Source organism: Mesorhizobium kamtschaticum, from assembly GCF_056174585.1.
On record NZ_JBWBWI020000003.1, the window covers coordinates 111,216 to 127,261 of the forward strand.

Below are 16,046 nucleotides of genomic sequence, written 5' to 3' on the forward strand. Positions count from 1 at the left end.
TGTGGTCGCCGAACGGTGGAAACGGTCTCGATCGATGCTGGTTATACTGTCACGCGGACTGCGCTCTCTTGGCTACTCCTGCGCCAGCTGTGATAGTTAGCGGTGTCATCGTCCGCTGACGGCTTCGAAGCGGCCAGATGTGGCTGAGTTCTGTCGCCGCTCGATTTAGCGCGTCCGCTAATTCTGGCCAGCGATCGGGTGTAATGCGGATAAGAGGGCCCGCGACTGATATTGTACCAGCAACTGGTGCATGCGAGTCAGAACTGGCGCGGAATGGTACGGCGACCGCGGCCGTCCCGGTTTCAGCTTCTTCCAAGGAGGTGGCGAACCCCCGTTTCCGCGTTTCCTCGAGCCGGACCCTTAACTCGTCGACCGAGCGCGCAGAGTTCGGCCCGAGTTTGCGCCTTGCTCCAAACCCGCGGGAGTAGACGAGCTCCAAGGCCTCTTCCTCCGGCAATGTGGAAAGCCAAGCCTTACCATTAGCAGTTGCATGCAGCACTATTTCCTGCCCCATATCGGGATCGTACCGTAACCCAGTGACGGCACCTTGTGCCCTGGCGACCCAGACCAAGTCACGACCTTCCAAAATAGCAAGACGGCAATATTCCCGTGTTTCCGCAGCCAACCTGGTCAAGACCGATTGGACTACATCCGGTACGTTGCGGGCATCCAGATTCCGGAAGGCCAGGGTGCTCATTCGCAGCGACAGCGCATATTTCTGGCTGGCGTCGTCTTGGATGACCCACCCGTGGTGCATCAGCGTCGCAATGAGCCTGTGGACCGCGCTGGCAGGCATGTCGAGCCGATCAGCAAGATCTGATAATTCCACAGGCTCACGTTCGCCCGCAAGTAGCTCCAACAGCGTCAGACATCTCGACACAGCTGCGACAGTCACTTGGCCTCTCCGTTTTTTGCAACATAAATGAGTTGTTTCCAAAATGGAATACGTTTCCAGCACGAAAATCCCGTCCCGCCGGACGAGTTTGCGTCAGATCTGCAATCTGCCCCAATCTTCGTCACGTCCCGGTCTATTCAGTAATCGTTTTGTGCAGTGGCGACGTTGAGGGCCGCACTTCCGAAGTCGGCGAAAGTCGCAACTAAGTGTTGCCCGGCTTCGACTTTATGCACGCCCGTATAGGAACCAGTCATGCCAAATTGACCTGGTTCCAAGACTTTTCGGCGATGAGCGAGATGATTGGCGAGTGCCACAACGACATCAAATGGGTCCCCTACGGGATGCCCGCCGTGCCCTTCGAGTACGGTTACATTATCCACGGTCAACTCGATAGCGATCTCGAGGAGATTATGCTCCAGCCACGAAGCGTTAGCCATTCCTAACACGACACCGCCATTGCCAAGGTTGTCTGCCAACAGGTGCGGCGTCGGCGACTGAAACAATTCCACTAGCCGGCAGTCTAGAGCAGATTCGACTTACACCGGGTCATATCCGGCTGCCTCGAAGTAGTTTCGGCATTCGGCCGGTTTGAAGGCGTCGAGGCAGTCGGCGATGACGGACCAGAGTTGATCGATGGAGCGGGCAGCTGCTTTTCTGAGTAGGGCCTTGAGCTTCGAGAACGCCATCTCGATCGGATTGAAGTCGGGCGAATAGGGCGGCAGCAACAGAAGCCGTGCGCCGGTCCTTTGGATGGCCTCGCGAACGCCGGTGATCTTGTGAGCCGGCAGGTTGTCCATGACGACGATGTCGCCGGGAGAAAGTTCAGGTGCGAGCACCTGTTCGGCATAGGCCAGGAAGGCGGCGCCGTTCATCGGCCCGTCGAGCAGCATCGGTGCGGTCAGGCCGTTCAGCCGCAGTCCAGCGGTGAAGGTCGTGGTCTTCCAATGACCATGAGGAACCGGCGCACGGCAGCGTTCGCCACGTTTGGCCCGCCCGCGCAGCCGCGCCATCTTGGTGGAGGCGGCAGTCTCATCAATGAAGATCAGCTTCTCGGGGTCGAGATCGGGCTGGCCGTCGAACCAGGCGCAACGGCGCGCCTTGACGTCGGGGCGCTGTTGTTCGCTGGCATGCGCCGTCTTTTTTTAAACGTGACGCAGCGCCTGTCGAGAAACATCCAGATCGTCGAAGGAACCACGCGCACGCCATGCCCGGCCGCCAGCCTCTCGGCAATCTCCGCCAGAGTGATGTCGGGCGTCTCCTCGATCAGGCCGAGGATGAAGGCTTCGTGAGGATCAAGCTTCGAGCGCGACGGTTGGCCCTGCTTGCGTGCCGCCATCTAACCCGTCTCGCGATAGCGGCGATACCAGTTCCCCGCCGTAGCAATCCCGATCCGGAACCGGCGTGCTGCCTCTCGCATCGAAACACCCTCCGATATCGCCAAAATCACCCGACCGCGAAGGTCCGCACTCAAGCTGCGTGTCATCGTCATCTCCCTGCGAATCACAGGGAAAATGAAACAGACTTCCGCCACCGCGTGAATCCCAAATCTGACTCGGCGTTCACGGAAAATGCTCTAGCAATTCGAAAGCAGCCATGACACCACCAATACAAGGTATAACATCTGCTCTCGTATAGCCACTTACTGGTCGCGGCCCGAGCGCAGTGTCGATCACGAAAGCCAGCTCGCACTCCACGCCATCTTTCATTCGTTGAATTGGCAGTGTCTCGCCCGAGAAGAAAAGATCACAATCAAAAATGGGGGCGGATAGTACGGAGGAATCGGCTAACAGACTCGCCTTCCAGCCCACCACATTTACGCCCAACAAAGACTGGGCATATGCCTGGATATCATACGCGTCTGTGGTTGAATTCAGGCCGCATAGATTTACCGGATCCGCGCTGGGATCGAGCTTTTTGGTGATTAGGCGGTTGGCGGTATCGTGTAGTCGCTCATTCATCGTGGTCTCCTGTATTGGCAAGGCTATCCAGCCTTCGAAACGAACGCTTAGGTCGAGAGCAGCACGTCGCCGTCTCACCTCTTTAAACCAACGAAATGCAAGTGGAGAAAGCGGCACAAGCCCACTCTCCCGAGGACGATCGAGACCACATTGCCTATCACATGAGCGCGCAACGTTGCCGATAGGGCGGATGAGCGGGCCGCGCTCGCGGAACAGCCGGGACTGATGGGGTGGACGCCGGAGCGGCGGCCCTGAGAGCCAAATCATGTTCCTGAAGGGTGGCTGTTCCCCGATAAGATGAAATACGGGCTCACGACTGGACGCCGGGCCCAACATCAACGGAGAACAGCCATGACAGAATATATCGGTCTCGACGTGTCGATGAAAGAGACGGCGGTGTCGATCCGCCGTGGAGGCGAACGGATCTGGCGCGGAAAGTGCGCATCTGATCCCAACATCATTGCCGAGCTTGTCCGCAAGCGGGCGCCGGCCGCAAAGCGCGTCGTGTTCGAAACCGGTCCGCTGTCGGTGTGGTTCTACCACGCGTTGCGCGCAGAGGGATTGCCGGCCATCTGCATCGATGCGCGCCATGCCAAAGCCGCTCTCGATATGGCGGCGAACAAGACGGATGCGAATGATGCCGATGGTTTGGCGCATCTTGCTGAAGCAGGGTTCTTTCGCGAGGTGCGCGTGAAAGGCTTCGACAGTATGTTGACCCGCACGCTCGTGGCAGCACGCACCCGACTGGTCCGGATCACCATCGAGCTTTCCAACCAGATTCGCGGGATCATGAAAACGTTCGGCCTGCTCGTCCCTGCCGGTAAGGGAACTACATTCGAAAAGAATGTCCGGAGCCTTCTTATCGATCAGAACGAGCTTGCTCCTATCGTGTTACCAATGTTGGAGGTCTGGCGCAGCATTCGCATTCGCGCCGCCGAGCTCGGGCGCCAACTGGTTGTGAATGCTCGTCAAAGCCAAGCCTGCCGCACCCTCATGTCGATCCCCGGCATCGGCGTGATCACCGCGACCTCTTTCGTCACCGCCATTGAGGATCCAAACAACTTCAAGAAGTCCCGCTCTGTCGCCGCTTGGATCGGCCTGACAACCCGCCGATACCAATCGGGAGAAGTCGATTATGACGGCCATATATCTCGGCGCGGGGATCGACATCTGCGGGGGCTTCTCTACGAAGCCGCAGCGGTCATCCTGACACGCTGTTCGACCGAAAGCAGCTTACGTACATGGGGTCTCAAGCTCCGGGAGAGGATCGGCTTCAAACGAGCCGCCGTGGCCGTGGCGCGCAAATTGGCGGTGATCATGCACACGATGCTCAAGACTGGCGAGCTCTTCAATCCGAGTGCAGGAGCCACAGCGTAAATCCAGATAGCGTTCAGAATCTGAGCGCCTGAGGCGTCCCTGCCGGGACGTGAGCCGAGCCATTCCGCTGATGGGGTTGCACCGCTGTCGCAGCAGAGTGCGTCGTCCACATTGAAGGCTCGTCCCGTGAAGCTCCATCATGCGGCGGCCGATGTCGACCGCGAAGACAACCATGCACCCGGCAGCGCCGTATCAACGCGATAGACCCTTGACGCCCAAGCCGCGATTAGTTTCCGTTGTGATCAAGCATGTTTTTCGACCCACATGCGATCGGCTTTGACGAGCGCATTGGCGGTGACGAGAAGCTTGCGCATAACCGCGACGATGGCGACTTTGGCGGGCTTTCCCGATGCAATGAGGTGCTGATATTTTTCCCTGAGGTCGGGGTTAAAGCGGGCAGCGACGAGAGCGGGCATGTAGAGTGCGCGTCTAACGTTGGCCCTTCCACCCTGGATGAAGCTTCTGCCTTTCCACTGTCCTGATTGGCGGGCGACGGGAGCGAGTCCTGCCAAGGATGCGGCCTGTTTGTTATCAAGTGATCCGAGCTCTGGCATAGTGGCGACCAACTGGTTGGCAGTGCGTGGGCCGAGGCCAGCTATGCTGGAGATAATTTCATGCCGACGGGCAAGCTGGGGATCAGCCGCAATGCGTGTTGCGAGCTCGGCATCGAGAGCGGTTATATGCTGATCGATCTGATTGAGGCGTTGCTTGTGCTGACGCTTTAGAAGCGGAATCGTCAGGTTCTTCTCCTGGTTTTTAAGCGCGGTTCTGTCGCGCATCAGGCCATCGCGGGCGCTGATCAGTTCGGCCAACCTTGCCTGTTCGGGGTTTATAGCCGGGCGCACGGGTGGCTGCATTGTGCTAGCCATGCGGGCCAGCATCACTGCATCGATCCGGTCGGTCTTGGCCAGGGTTCCAGCTGCTTGGGCAAAGCGACGCGCACGAGCGGGATTGAGCTTGACGCAAGGCAGATCAGCCAGAGCTTGCTCGAGTTCCCGGTGGTAAGCACCAGTCGCCTCATATGCCACGCGCTCGACTGACCATTGTCCCAGCCATGCAATTAAGGCTTTATGGCCACGGGCAGTATTGGCAAATTGCTGGTTGCTGCCTGCAGGATAGGCATGAGCATCGAGTGTTGCTTTTGAGATATCGATGCCGATGGTTTGTGGTAGGGTGTAACTCATCTTTTCCGCTATCCTATTCTTGTCATCCGGGCTCAAAGCCCCGGTTTCCGTTCAGGCCTGATGGAAAAGAAAGGGGTGATCACACTAATCGACGGTCCTCAACGACCTAGACAACTTCGATCCATCCCCTCCCGCCCGATCCGGAGTGGCCACCCCGGATCGGGCATCTCTTACTGGACCAAACGGCTTGGAAAGTCATAAGACAAGACAACCCCATCAGTCCCTTGAGATTCCTCTCCGCTACTCGACTGTTCCTGCATGCCAGCGCCTATTGCCTGATGTGGGGCCTGCGCGCTGCGATGCCGAAACGCTCGAGCTTTGCCGTCGCCCAATTCGACACGCTGCGATTGCGCCTCATCAAGATCGCCGCGCGGGTGGTCGAGATGAAAACCCAGATCCGCCTGCACCTGCCGACATCCTGCCCCGACCAGCGTATTCTGCGCATCGTCCTCGACCGCATCCCGCGGCTCGCGACATAGCCACAGGGCGCAGACGCCCCGAACCGAACCCGCCGACCGCAACCTGCAAACCCCGCCTTCCATCACGACGGATCACCGCCGGCGCATGACCAGGCTTGCCAAAAAGCACGGCAACGGCGGCCAGATCGCCGCTTCAGGCCGCCAAAAGCTCATCGCCGTCATCAAGGCGGCTAGTACCACTGCGTCATAAGTTGCGAGCCTGACGCGGACTGTCCATTGCTCTTATGCAGCACGGACATCGTTGCCGACGGTTGGCCAGGGCCACAGTCAGGCGTCACCTGAGGGTTGGGATCGAGGTCGGGACGTGCCGTTCGGGCCGGATCGGAGGATCCGCGGAGTCGATAGCCGTCGGAAAGGCCAGGTGCTTGGCAACCTTTGGCGCGAGTTGGAGTTGAGGGGGAATCGTCTCCCTCAGGGAGATCAGGAATCCATAGGCGGCGATGCAGAGACTGGCGTGATGATGGAAGCCCCGCCACCCTCGGCCTTCGTAGTGGCCCAGTCCCAGCTCCTGCTTGAGTTCCTGATAGTCTCGCTCGATCCGCCAACGCAGCTTGGCGGCGTCGACCAACTGGGTGATCGTAGCATCGGCCGGCAAGGTGGAGAGCCAATACTTGCTCGGCTCGACCTCGCCTTCAGGCCACTCGATCAGGAGCCACTCTTGGGCGTGAGCCTCGGGCCGATTGTAGTCCCTGGATGCCGGCCGCAAGCGCACGGCGGCGAAACGGGAATTGAGCTCGGTGTTGGTTCCTTCACGCCAGGCGATCGTGCGCCAAGTCTCGGCGTCGAACTCCTCGGCCAGGGCCTTGGCTTGGCCGAGATCGGCTTGTGATTGTCGGTTCGGCCGACTCGAGACGGCGGCCGGCCTCTTCCGCTCCAAGGCTTGGGCGGCAGCGGGCTCTCGCCTGGGCGCCAGACGCTGAGTGTGGGCTGAACGCCGACAACATAGGTCAGACCGAGCTCGCACAGGCCCGCGCGGAAACCGCCGTCGGCGCCATATCTGGCGTCGGCCAGAACCACGCCGGGCGCGACGCCCCCGGCCTTGGCCGTCCTGATCTGCTCGAGCGCGATCTGCGGCTTGGTCCGGAACGTGATCTCCGCCGGAATCTTGGCCTTCTTGCGTTGTTCCGGATCCTCCGCCCAGCTGTGCGGGAGATACAATTCGTAGGCGATCGGAAGCGAGGCTGCGTCATTTGCGATCGATAGGCTAACCGCAATCTGACAGTTGTCCTGCTTGCCCAACTGGCCGCAATACTGGCGCGCTACGCCCACCGAGTGCTTGCCCTTCTTGGGAAAGCCCGTGTCGTCGACGATCCACGCCCGGATCGGTCCACGCTGCTCGATCGGTGGAAGAACCCAGTCGCGAACCCGCGCCAAGAAGGCCGCGTCCGACCACGGCGCCTGTCCCACGAAATGCAGCAGAGACTGATGCTTGGCCGCCACCCGCGACGGTGCCGTGACGGCCGTCAAGCTCTTGCGCTCCTTCGGCATCAGAAGTCCGAGGCAATAATCCTTCAGCGGCTCAGCTCGGTCGGCGTGGCCGATCACCTCGATCAAAGCATCGACATAGGCGTCGAATGCTGCTTCACTCTCGGCTGTCCAGTCGGGCATGGCGGGGCGCTTCCCTGATCACGAAGCAGCACCCTAACAAATCCGCGACCAGCGCGAATCCCCCCTCAGCCGCGACTTTCTGACTCAGTAAGACTAGGGCGTCGCCTGCCTGGGCGAAAAGGTCAATAACGACGATTTTATGCCCTCTGAATGCCGCTGCAAGCGCTTGGCGCCGACCATTCGCAATTAAGTTCACTGATTTGTTCTAAGCGCCATCCGAAGACAAGCGCTCAACGAACGTTTCAAATGACCTCCGCGCGCGCAACGCTCTCTCTTGAGCCGATATTCCTTGAAGTCGTAACCGCTCGGCTGGGATCTCAAGGGCAAGTGGAACTGCAGGCGGACGCCTGCTCATGATCTCAGTTAACGGGAATTCTCCTTCTCCGATAAACATGCGGTCGAACCGTGCTTCCTTTACAAGACATTCAGGGCCAGCATGCCTGGGGCCATCGCTGAGTTGGATTTGCGAAATCATTGCAGCTGGTACACGCAGCAGATCTTCAGGGCCACCACCTGATCGCAACAAATGGAGGACGTCGACGACGATCTTGTCGTTAGGAGAACCTGCCTCGGTAAGGACCTGAACGGCATCTTGCAAGTCCTTGATTCCCGAAAAGACCATGAATTCAATTTCGAGACCGAGGCCAAGCCGACTCGCGCTGATACTCAGAGCACCAAAGTTATCTAGCATTCGTGAATGAACATTATCAAAGGCAACGACAAGAACGCACCGGGCGCCAAGCTTAGCTGCAGCCCCTAGTATAGGCGTGTAGGTGACAATATCGGTGTCGGGCGCAAGGACCAGGGCTTCGATACTTAACACGAGTACACCGCTTTCCCTCGATACGAGTAGCGCTTTCTGGACCGCCTCATCAAGTTCCCGGGCCGATAAATTTGCTGCCCCGGGTCGCGGCGAATGCAACCGTATACTGGCGTATTGGAACCCTGTCTCAGCCGCTATAGCGATCGCGTCTGCCGGTTGCACCTCTTGCACCGTCAAATGCGCAAGAGTGAGGGGAACCTTGTTAGCGATCATCCGGCGACCAGCCCCCATCACCTGCCACCAGCCAATTCTGAGAGCGAAGCGTCAACTGATTCACCCAACAGTCCGACTATTGTCTGGAGGTCATCGTCACCCGCAATGAGCGGGGGACAAACGACGATGTGATCGCCGTTAACCCCGTCGACAGTTCCTCCGAGCGCATGCGTGATCAGCCCCCTTGCCAGGGCCTCTCGATAGATCAGCGGACTTGGGCTACGTTCGGCCGGAAAGGGCGCTTTTGTCTCGCGGTCCTGCACCAGTTCGAGCGTCATCAACATCCCTCGGCCTCTAATATCGCCAACATTCGGATGTTGCTCGAAACGGTCTTTCAGGGCAGATGCAAGCAGCTTGCCCTTCACTTCCACAGTCTCTAGGAACCCGTCCGCGCGCAGGACCTTTTGAACAGCAATTGCAGCGGCGCAGGCGGTAGCATGGCCAGAATAGGTGTACCCGCCTTTGAAGGTACCGGAACCCGACACAATAGCGTCATAGATTTTCTGATGCACTAAAGTCGCACCAATCGGCTGATAGCCGGCAGCGATACCCTTGGCGACGGCGAGAAGGTCAGGTGCTATACCGTCCTGCTGGCAAGCATGCAGTGTGCCTGTCCGCCCCAACCCGCAAAACACTTCGTCCAACACAAGAAGAACGCCGTATTTGTTGCATATCTCTCGGATTCGCCGAAAGTATCCTGTTACCGGCGGAACCGCGCCAGCTGTCGTTCCCGTGACAGTCTCGGCGACGAAGGCCATGACGGTCTCCGGGCCAAGCCCGAGAATAGTCTGCTCCAGCTCGTCAGCTACGCGTAAACCATATTGTTCGGCTGTCTCCGACACCAACCGGCCGCGATACTCGTAGCAAGGCGCGATGTGAAATACGTTTGGAAGAATGTCTTGGAACGGCGCGCGGCGCGCGATCTGATAGCCTACCCCCAGCGTTGTTATGCTTGCGCCGTGATAGCTGCTGCGCCGAGCGATTACCTTTCGCCGTTCGGGTTGATCGCTTTCAACGAAGTATTGACGGGCCATCAACAGTGCTGTTTCGACCGCCTCTGAGCCGCCGTTGACAAAGAAAACCTTGGTTAGGCCCTCAGGCGCGTTGGTCGCGAGAATAGCAGCAAGCTCTTCAAGGGGCTCGGATGTGAACATGGCGGCATGAAAATATGCTAAGCTGCTGATCTGGCTCTGCACGGCCTTTATCACCGCCGGATGACTGTGGCCAAGGCACGAGACGCAGGCGCCCCCAGCATAGCCGTCGAGATATCGATTCCCATCCTTGTCAATTATGTACATCCCATCACCGGCCACTGCCACTGGCATAGTGCGGGCCGGAAGCCTATGGAATACGCTGGTCATAAGTTTTCCTCCGAGTTTGCGAGCGAAGCAAAACTGGAACACCCATTCCATTTTGCGTTGTCTACCGATCTCTCACATTCGCCTGGCGACGCCTGAACGACATTTTATAGTCTGCTTGCCTTCGATTTATCGAACTAGACATGATAAACTATCCGATATGGTTCACCGGAAACGGCCAAACCTCATATAAGTGGAGATTGATCATGCCATCAGATGTAATCTTTTTCTTAGCTATTAGCTTGTGCGGAAGGTCTAAGCTTTCTAACGTATCTGTTATCTTGGATTCGCTTCGAGATACGTTGTACCCAAGTATCATCGTTCCATTGGGCGTCAGATAATCTTGCGACTCGCGAAGGAACCTGTTAAGTACAGAGCCGCCCGGATCGAAGCTGCTGTGCTCGATAATACTGGAGAATTCAAAGTCGTCTGGAACGCGAGTTGCTGGTAAATGGAATATAACATGGTCAAAATGTGACGTTTGATCAACGTTATTATAGAGATCGCTTTGGAGGCCGGTTATATTAGTAATACCGTTTCGGTTTGCATTTGCGATTGTGTTGGCGATAGCGTGTGGATTAATATCAGTCGCAAGTACGTGCGAAGCGCCATTCTTTGCCAAAAACAAAGCAGTAAGACCGCATCCGCATCCGATCTCAAGGATCCTTTTGCCTGCCACAGGCGGTACATTTTCTGTTACCCAGCGACCAGTAACGTTGTCGTTGTCGTCCCAAAATACATCTTTGTGGACCTCCAAATCAAGTCCAAGGCAGTGGGCATATTTAGGAAACGCGGATAACTGACTTTCTTTCAGACGCTTCCTTACGTATGATATCCTATCCGTATTCATATGAGATCCTCCTGTCCGCCATCTAGGATGACTATAATCGATGCGTGCGATTTGCAGTGTGAATTGTTCATGTAATTTCTTTGCAGCGATGTGAAAAAACACCACCGGGTCTTGTCCAGTCTAGTTTCCGTCCACAAGCGCACGTATTCTGGCGTGTTTACAATCACTGGTCCTCGACGGGAACGCTTTTAAGCCTCAAGGACAGGATCGAGGGCCGGTTATCGAGCGGAAAGGCGTTGTGGGCGCGATCACGCGCACGCCGCGAGGCCGGCTTTGGCCGGTGGACTACAATTCCAATAGAAATGCCATGTCGCGAACGCCCCAGGGTCTTCGCAGTGGCCAGATTGTCGCGACTGGCAAAGCCGCCGTCGGCCGCCGCCTGCCGCGGCGCGTGACCATAGATGGCGATGTGGCGTTCCAGCATCGGCAGCAATCGATCGCTGTCGCGCGGATTGCCCGCCTCGCGATGAGCGGAGTGCTTGCCACGGCCAATCGCTCGATCGCCTGCTTCAGATAGGCCAAGGTCGCGCGGGTGATTGCGATCAGCTCGCGGTAGAGTTGGACCCGGTTTGGTCGACCGCGCGTGAATTGGATTTTGCGGGCGCGCTTCTTGGCCACGCGGCAGTGATCGTGCCATTCCAAGCCGGCGGCGCCGGCCAAGGCATCAGCTGCTTCAACAGGCGCACCATGACCCGCGCAGCATCCCACAATAGGCTGCTGTCGCTCGGTTCGTGCATGAGTGCTGAGGTTACAGTGCTGTCCAGCCGCACGACACCGCCATCTTCCAGTTTCGCCTGCCGGGCATTCGACAGCAGCACCCGATTGATCTGCTCCCAGGTCTCGGGCCGGATCGCGCTGATGGTCTTTTGCAGCACCGACTTCTGTGGGCTCCAAGACCACGGCAGCCGCGCAAAGGCTCGAAATGAAGCTGAACCCTCAAGATGGAATGCCAGCTCCTGGTAGGTCAACTGGCGGTATTGCTTGAGAAGCGCGCAACGCAAGACCGCTTCGGCAGGTAGGCCCTGCCGTCCGACGGCCTTCGTCGTTCTTCGTCGTATACGTACAATACATTTGAGGCACCGACGTCCTGAGCACTAACCTGCGGCGACCTTGTGTTAACCGCGAAGAGAACCACAGAACCGGCAGGAACAACAATACGTCGACAGGGAGCTTGCAATTAGCCCGCGATCAGAGAACCCCATCTAAATACTTTAGAAGAGTCAGGCGGCGATTAGCACAGCCTACGCCCTTTCAATAGAGAGGAGCGCTCTCGCTTTTTCCAGATCTGCGGGGGTATCGACGCCGAGGGGTTCGGTTTGGATTACGGCGGCGTCTATCCGCATTCCATTTTCGATTGCCCTCAGTTGTTCCAGATTCTCTCGTTGCTCCAACACGCCGCGCGGCAGGCCAACGTATTTGGCAAGCGCCGGCCGTCGGTAAGTGTACATGCCGACATGGTGATAATGAGGTCCGTTTCCATATGGGATGATCGCGCGGCTAAAATACGTGGCTCGCCCAATCGACTCACCGGAAGCCAGAGCCAATGCGATCTTTACCACCTGTGGTGCATGCAGCTCCACATGATCCTCAATCAAGGTCGCAAGTGTGGCGATTTCACAGGCTGGATGGCGAGCCAATGGTGTCAGCGTGGCCCGTATGGTCGCTGGGTCGATAGTAGGCAAATCACCTTGGAGAACGACAACTATATCGTGCTTCTCGTCAGGATCGACTTCCCTCAAAGCGGCGTACGCTCGGTCTGAGCCTGAGGGAAGAGCAGCGTCGGTCAAGATTGCTTGCCCCCCGACGTCTTTAACAACCTCAGCGATCTCCGGTTCTCCGCAAGCTACGACAACTGGGCCAATGTTTGCTTCAATACCTCTGCACCAAACGTGTGTGATCATTGGCCGCCCATTGATATCGCTTAGAGCCTTACCCGGAAGTCTGGTGGAACCCAGCCGCGCCGGTATTATAATAATGGGATGCACGAGCCTAGCCTCTCTTCACTGGCATGATCTTCGAAAGCACAACTTGCGTCAAAGGCGGATGATAGGAATGGGAAAGCGGATCCGTATCTCTGCTACAGCGCCGCGCTCCGATCTCCGCAGCGACCCAGTTCTCCACCTGTTTATACTTTACAGAACAGGTGAATCAGCAAGAAAACTCCACAGGATTAAGGAAGTTGTTCAAGGGTAATGCTTCTGAGGCCCTGAATTATAACGCAGTTATAATCCAGTCGCTAGGGTTATCAGATAAATTAATGGTGTAGTTTTCTTTGCAGCAATTTGACATTCCTTTTCTGGACCGCAATGTTGCTGGTATTGGCTGAAGTCGACAGCTGCATAGTCGTTCTGTATCCGCTTTCTAAAACGCAGTGAAATGCTACTCGGCAGCGAGCTTCGCGATCGCAAAGCTGCTTCGGACGCAATAAAGGGGTGCGATGCGAGGGTATCTACTTGAAGCGGTAAACGCTATGCGTCCGAGTAGTGGATTTCAGATGTGACTTCTTGCAAGCTCGGACATTCCGTTATGACGAAGTGCTATTCATCATTGATCCGGTCGATCTTGTCCGGAGCCTGACCGGCCAAATCTGAGCGAGTTCCATAGCAGCTCGGTTAAGAGCGTCACCCAGTTCTGGCCAACGATCCGTTGTAATTCGAATGAGCGGGCCTGCGACAGAAATTGTTCCGACAACCGCGGCATCCTCGGCAGAACTCGATCGGAACGGTACGGCGATAGCCGCGGTGCCGGCTTCAACTTCTTCGACAGACGTTGCGAAACCCCGTTGTCGCGCTTCGTCTAACCGAACCCTCAGTTCGTCGACAGACCGAGCCGCGTTCGGCCCCAGCCTACATGTTGCGCCAAAACCACGGGAGTAAACGATTTCCAGCGCCTCCTCCTCCGGCAATGTGGAAAGCCAAGCTTTTCCGTTAGCGGTTGCGTGAAGAGCGATTTCCTGTCCCATGTCTGGATCGTAACGCAAACCAGCGATGGCGCCCTGTGCCTTCGCCACCCAGACCAGATCCCGATTTTCCAGGACAGCAAGACGGCAACATTCTTGCGTTTCTGTGGCCACTCTGTTCAGAACAAGCTGCACAACGTCCAGAAAATTGCGACAGTCGAGATTGCGGAATGCCAATGTGCTCATTCGAAGCGACAGCGCATAGTTCTTGCTTTCGGCGTCTTGAATGACCCATCCGTGATTCAACAGCGTCGCAATGAGCCGATGAACCACGCTGGCCGGCATGTTGAGGCGATGAGCAAGCTCCGACAATCCGATAGGCTCAATTTCGCCCGCTAAGAACTCTAGTAACGCAAGGCAGCGGGAGACAGCAGCAACAGTCAACTTGATTGTCTCCTTTCCGAGCAACTTTTGAGTTTGCCTCCCCGCTCCGCCCCCGTTCCGGTGGCTTCGGTAATTGAAAATGTCCTTGCGGCCGTTGTGAGCACCGGCTTCAGCTTTGAGAATGAATAGCTGGTTGCGCTAGTATGCCCCACCGGTATGCGCTCTGCTACATCCTCTCGGGTCGTGGCAGAATCCTGCCTCAGCCGGGTCGGCAGCGGCTTCACGCTTTTCACGCGAACCTTGCCGAGATGCTCATTCAGAACCGACAAATTGGTCACCTGGGCCAGAGCAAAACTCTTCCTTCATGTTGACGGTTTTGACCAAGCGAGCCCGTACGGGGTGCAGCAAAGTTGGGGTGATCTGCAGTGTAGCGGACCTCTAGTACCTCTTCCAGAAAACGCTATCTGGCGCAAAACTGACATGTTAGTTCCTCCCTCTTCATCATGCGGTCCCCACAACATCCGTACCGCAGGTAGCTTCTGGGGCTGGCGAGGAAGGAGATTCAAAAAGCGTGCCACTTTAATCAAAAGAGCCCAGGAAGAATTTTTCTGTTATTATTCTAGCTGTCCTGGGTGAGGAGGAAGCCGGATTGAACAGCACCTCGTCGCGGATGCGACAAACCGGACAAAGCTCGGCTGGATGGCTTCGCCCTAGACGAAGAAATACCGAGGAGAAGGAGCGGCTGGTCGCCGCGACATTTGAGCCTGGGGCCAGTGTTTCCGAGATCGCGCGATCGGCTGGCATTCATGTGAGCCAGCTTTTCCGGTGGCGCAAGGAACTCTGCCAGATCTCCGCGCCGTCCGTGCCGCATCTTGTTCCCGTGGAGGTCGTCGAGGCGACGCAATCACCGATATCCCGATCGCGCAAGAAGAGCAGCATGGTGACGATCGAGCTTGGCGGCGCCCGCCGCCTGCGGGTCGAGAGTGATATCGATAGCGAGGCGCTCGGCCGGATCCTGGATGTGCTGGAGCGGCGATGATCTCGATCTCGAGCGGTGTGAAGGTGTGGCTCGCCACTGGCTATACGGATATGCGCAAGGGCTTCCCCGGCCTGTCGCTGATGGTGCAGGAGACATTGAAGCGCGATCCGCACAGCGGTCATTTGTTCTGTTTCCGCGGGCGGCAGGGAGGGCTGATCAAGGTGAAGGTCGCAAAACTCAATAGCTCGATCTTCCGCCCGAAAGATCGAAAACACCTCCCGTGGAAAATGTGCACTCGTCACTTGCGAGCCAAGCGACCATGGCCGCAACTTCGTCGACGGAGCAGAAACGCTTCATTGGAATGCGATCGAGAATATAAGTGCGGCGCTGGTCCTCAATCTCATCAATCATGCCGCCGTCAACTGCAGTTGGTGTGATACAGTTCACCAAGACCCCGCTTGTGGCGAGCTCCTTGCCAAGAGTCTTGGTCAGAGCGATGACCCCTGCCTTGGAGGCAGCATATGCTCCCGCAAGCTCCATCCCCTCCTTTCCTTGAACCGAGGCTATGTTAATGATTCGGCCATAGCCAGCTTGAACCATGTCGCTTGCGACAGCCTTACAGCAGACAAATGTGCCTGTCAGGTTCACGTCAGTAACGCGCCGCCATGTCTCGGTCGTGATTTCGAGTACACGCGCTACAGGGCCGAGAAGGCCGGCATTGTTCACCAAGATTTGAACTGGTCCGAGAGCTTCACGAACCGACGCCAGCGCCGTTTCGACGTTAGCTTGCACGGTGACGTCGCAGTGAATCCTAAGCACTGAATCGCGACTCGCTTGTTCGTTCCCCGAAAGATCGAAGACTGCTACGCGCGCGCCATCTCTAAGGAGTCGCGCTACAATTGCGCGGCCGATCCCGCCTTGCCCACCCGTTACAATCGCTACCCGTCCTGCCAGAGTCGCTTCGCTCATATACGTTCTCCTGTTTTATCCAAAGTCTACCTTGGAAAAGCGAGGACGGTCTCAACCAAATTCCGAAATA

Annotated in this window: 12 protein-coding genes and 4 pseudogenes; 3 read left to right on the plus strand and 13 right to left on the minus strand. The window is 57.1% G+C overall.

Translation table 11 applies throughout. From position 1 onward, the window contains the following. Positions 1-49 precede the first annotated feature (49 nt). From AC0V7N_RS39570 to AC0V7N_RS39585, 4 genes and pseudogenes are all read right to left on the minus strand, one after another. Positions 50-895, minus strand: a complete 846-nt coding sequence (locus AC0V7N_RS39570) for an IclR family transcriptional regulator domain-containing protein (protein ID WP_496628659.1) — start codon at positions 893-895, stop codon at positions 50-52. A gap of 137 nt (positions 896-1,032) precedes the next feature. Then, positions 1,033-1,371: a hypothetical protein gene (locus AC0V7N_RS39575; RefSeq protein WP_496628660.1), complete on the minus strand. Its 339-nt coding sequence runs from the start codon at positions 1,369-1,371 to the stop codon at positions 1,033-1,035. A 60-nt stretch (positions 1,372-1,431) separates the two neighbouring features. Further along, positions 1,432-2,378, minus strand: a pseudogene (locus AC0V7N_RS39580) (IS630 family transposase). A 76-nt stretch (positions 2,379-2,454) separates the two neighbouring features. Beyond that, positions 2,455-2,853 (minus strand): hypothetical protein, encoded by a 399-nt coding sequence (locus tag AC0V7N_RS39585; protein WP_496628661.1) that lies wholly within the window; start codon positions 2,851-2,853, stop codon positions 2,455-2,457. A gap of 351 nt (positions 2,854-3,204) precedes the next feature. Between AC0V7N_RS39585 and AC0V7N_RS39590 the strand changes: the two genes are divergently transcribed. Continuing rightward, entirely contained in the window at positions 3,205-4,230 is a 1,026-nt protein-coding gene (locus tag AC0V7N_RS39590; protein ID WP_496628662.1) for an IS110 family RNA-guided transposase, read from the plus strand. Positions 4,231-4,472: 242 nt separating this feature from the next. On the opposite strand, the gene AC0V7N_RS39595 is transcribed toward AC0V7N_RS39590, so the two are convergent. After that, positions 4,473-5,414, minus strand: a complete 942-nt coding sequence (locus AC0V7N_RS39595; RefSeq protein ID WP_496628663.1) for an IS110 family RNA-guided transposase — start codon at positions 5,412-5,414, stop codon at positions 4,473-4,475. A gap of 245 nt (positions 5,415-5,659) precedes the next feature. Here AC0V7N_RS39595 and AC0V7N_RS39600 point away from each other — a divergent pair. Further along, a pseudogene (locus tag AC0V7N_RS39600) lies at positions 5,660-5,893 on the plus strand (transposase); the annotation flags it as partial. 170 nt (positions 5,894-6,063) lie between these two features. Here the strand turns inward: AC0V7N_RS39600 and AC0V7N_RS39605 are convergent. The 7 genes and pseudogenes from AC0V7N_RS39605 to AC0V7N_RS39635 all read right to left on the minus strand — a co-directional run bounded on the left by AC0V7N_RS39605 (position 6,064) and on the right by AC0V7N_RS39635 (position 14,088). After that, positions 6,064-7,501, minus strand: a pseudogene (locus AC0V7N_RS39605) (IS701 family transposase). A 205-nt stretch (positions 7,502-7,706) separates the two neighbouring features. Further along, positions 7,707-8,555 carry a TIM barrel protein gene (locus tag AC0V7N_RS39610; protein WP_496628664.1) on the minus strand — a complete coding sequence of 283 codons (849 nt, stop codon included), beginning with the start codon at positions 8,553-8,555 and terminating at the stop codon, positions 7,707-7,709. Next, a complete protein-coding gene (locus AC0V7N_RS39615) occupies positions 8,555-9,898 on the minus strand; it encodes an aspartate aminotransferase family protein (RefSeq protein WP_496628665.1) in 1,344 nt (447 codons plus the stop codon). Before AC0V7N_RS39615 ends, AC0V7N_RS39610 begins: the two co-directional genes overlap by 1 nt. A 148-nt stretch (positions 9,899-10,046) precedes the next feature. Next, the gene (locus AC0V7N_RS39620; protein ID WP_496628666.1) at positions 10,047-10,745 is read right to left on the minus strand and encodes a methyltransferase; all 699 of its coding nucleotides are present in this window, start codon (positions 10,743-10,745) and stop codon (positions 10,047-10,049) included. Between the two features lie 300 nt (positions 10,746-11,045). After that, positions 11,046-11,797 (minus strand): annotated as a pseudogene (locus tag AC0V7N_RS39625) (ISNCY family transposase); the annotation flags it as partial. Positions 11,798-11,986: 189 nt separating this feature from the next. Then, the gene (locus tag AC0V7N_RS39630; protein WP_496628667.1) at positions 11,987-12,730 is read right to left on the minus strand and encodes a 3-deoxy-manno-octulosonate cytidylyltransferase; all 744 of its coding nucleotides are present in this window, start codon (positions 12,728-12,730) and stop codon (positions 11,987-11,989) included. A gap of 539 nt (positions 12,731-13,269) precedes the next feature. After that, positions 13,270-14,088 (minus strand): IclR family transcriptional regulator domain-containing protein, encoded by an 819-nt coding sequence (locus AC0V7N_RS39635; protein ID WP_496628668.1) that lies wholly within the window; start codon positions 14,086-14,088, stop codon positions 13,270-13,272. Positions 14,089-14,677: 589 nt separating this feature from the next. Here AC0V7N_RS39635 and tnpA point away from each other — a divergent pair. Beyond that, positions 14,678-15,067, plus strand: coding sequence for an IS66-like element accessory protein TnpA (tnpA, locus tag AC0V7N_RS39640; RefSeq protein WP_496628669.1), 390 nt, complete (start codon positions 14,678-14,680; stop codon positions 15,065-15,067). Between the two features lie 177 nt (positions 15,068-15,244). On the opposite strand, the gene AC0V7N_RS39645 is transcribed toward tnpA, so the two are convergent. Then, positions 15,245-15,976 carry an SDR family oxidoreductase gene (locus AC0V7N_RS39645; RefSeq protein ID WP_496628670.1) on the minus strand — a complete coding sequence of 244 codons (732 nt, stop codon included), beginning with the start codon at positions 15,974-15,976 and terminating at the stop codon, positions 15,245-15,247. Between the last annotated feature and the right edge of the window lie 70 nt (positions 15,977-16,046).

What these genes read in the sequence shown, in the direction of transcription:
- AC0V7N_RS39585 (WP_496628661.1), bottom strand. Translation starts at nt 2,853, where the DNA reads ATGAATGAGCGACTACACGATACCGCCAACCGCCTAATCACCAAAAAG.
- AC0V7N_RS39590 (WP_496628662.1), top strand. Translation starts at nt 3,205, where the DNA reads ATGACAGAATATATCGGTCTCGACGTGTCGATGAAAGAGACGGCGGTG.
- AC0V7N_RS39595 (WP_496628663.1), bottom strand. Translation starts at nt 5,414, where the DNA reads ATGAGTTACACCCTACCACAAACCATCGGCATCGATATCTCAAAAGCA.
- AC0V7N_RS39610 (WP_496628664.1), bottom strand. Translation starts at nt 8,555, where the DNA reads ATGGGGGCTGGTCGCCGGATGATCGCTAACAAGGTTCCCCTCACTCTT.
- AC0V7N_RS39615 (WP_496628665.1), bottom strand. Translation starts at nt 9,898, where the DNA reads ATGACCAGCGTATTCCATAGGCTTCCGGCCCGCACTATGCCAGTGGCA.
- AC0V7N_RS39620 (WP_496628666.1), bottom strand. Translation starts at nt 10,745, where the DNA reads ATGAATACGGATAGGATATCATACGTAAGGAAGCGTCTGAAAGAAAGT.
- AC0V7N_RS39645 (WP_496628670.1), bottom strand. Translation starts at nt 15,976, where the DNA reads ATGAGCGAAGCGACTCTGGCAGGACGGGTAGCGATTGTAACGGGTGGG.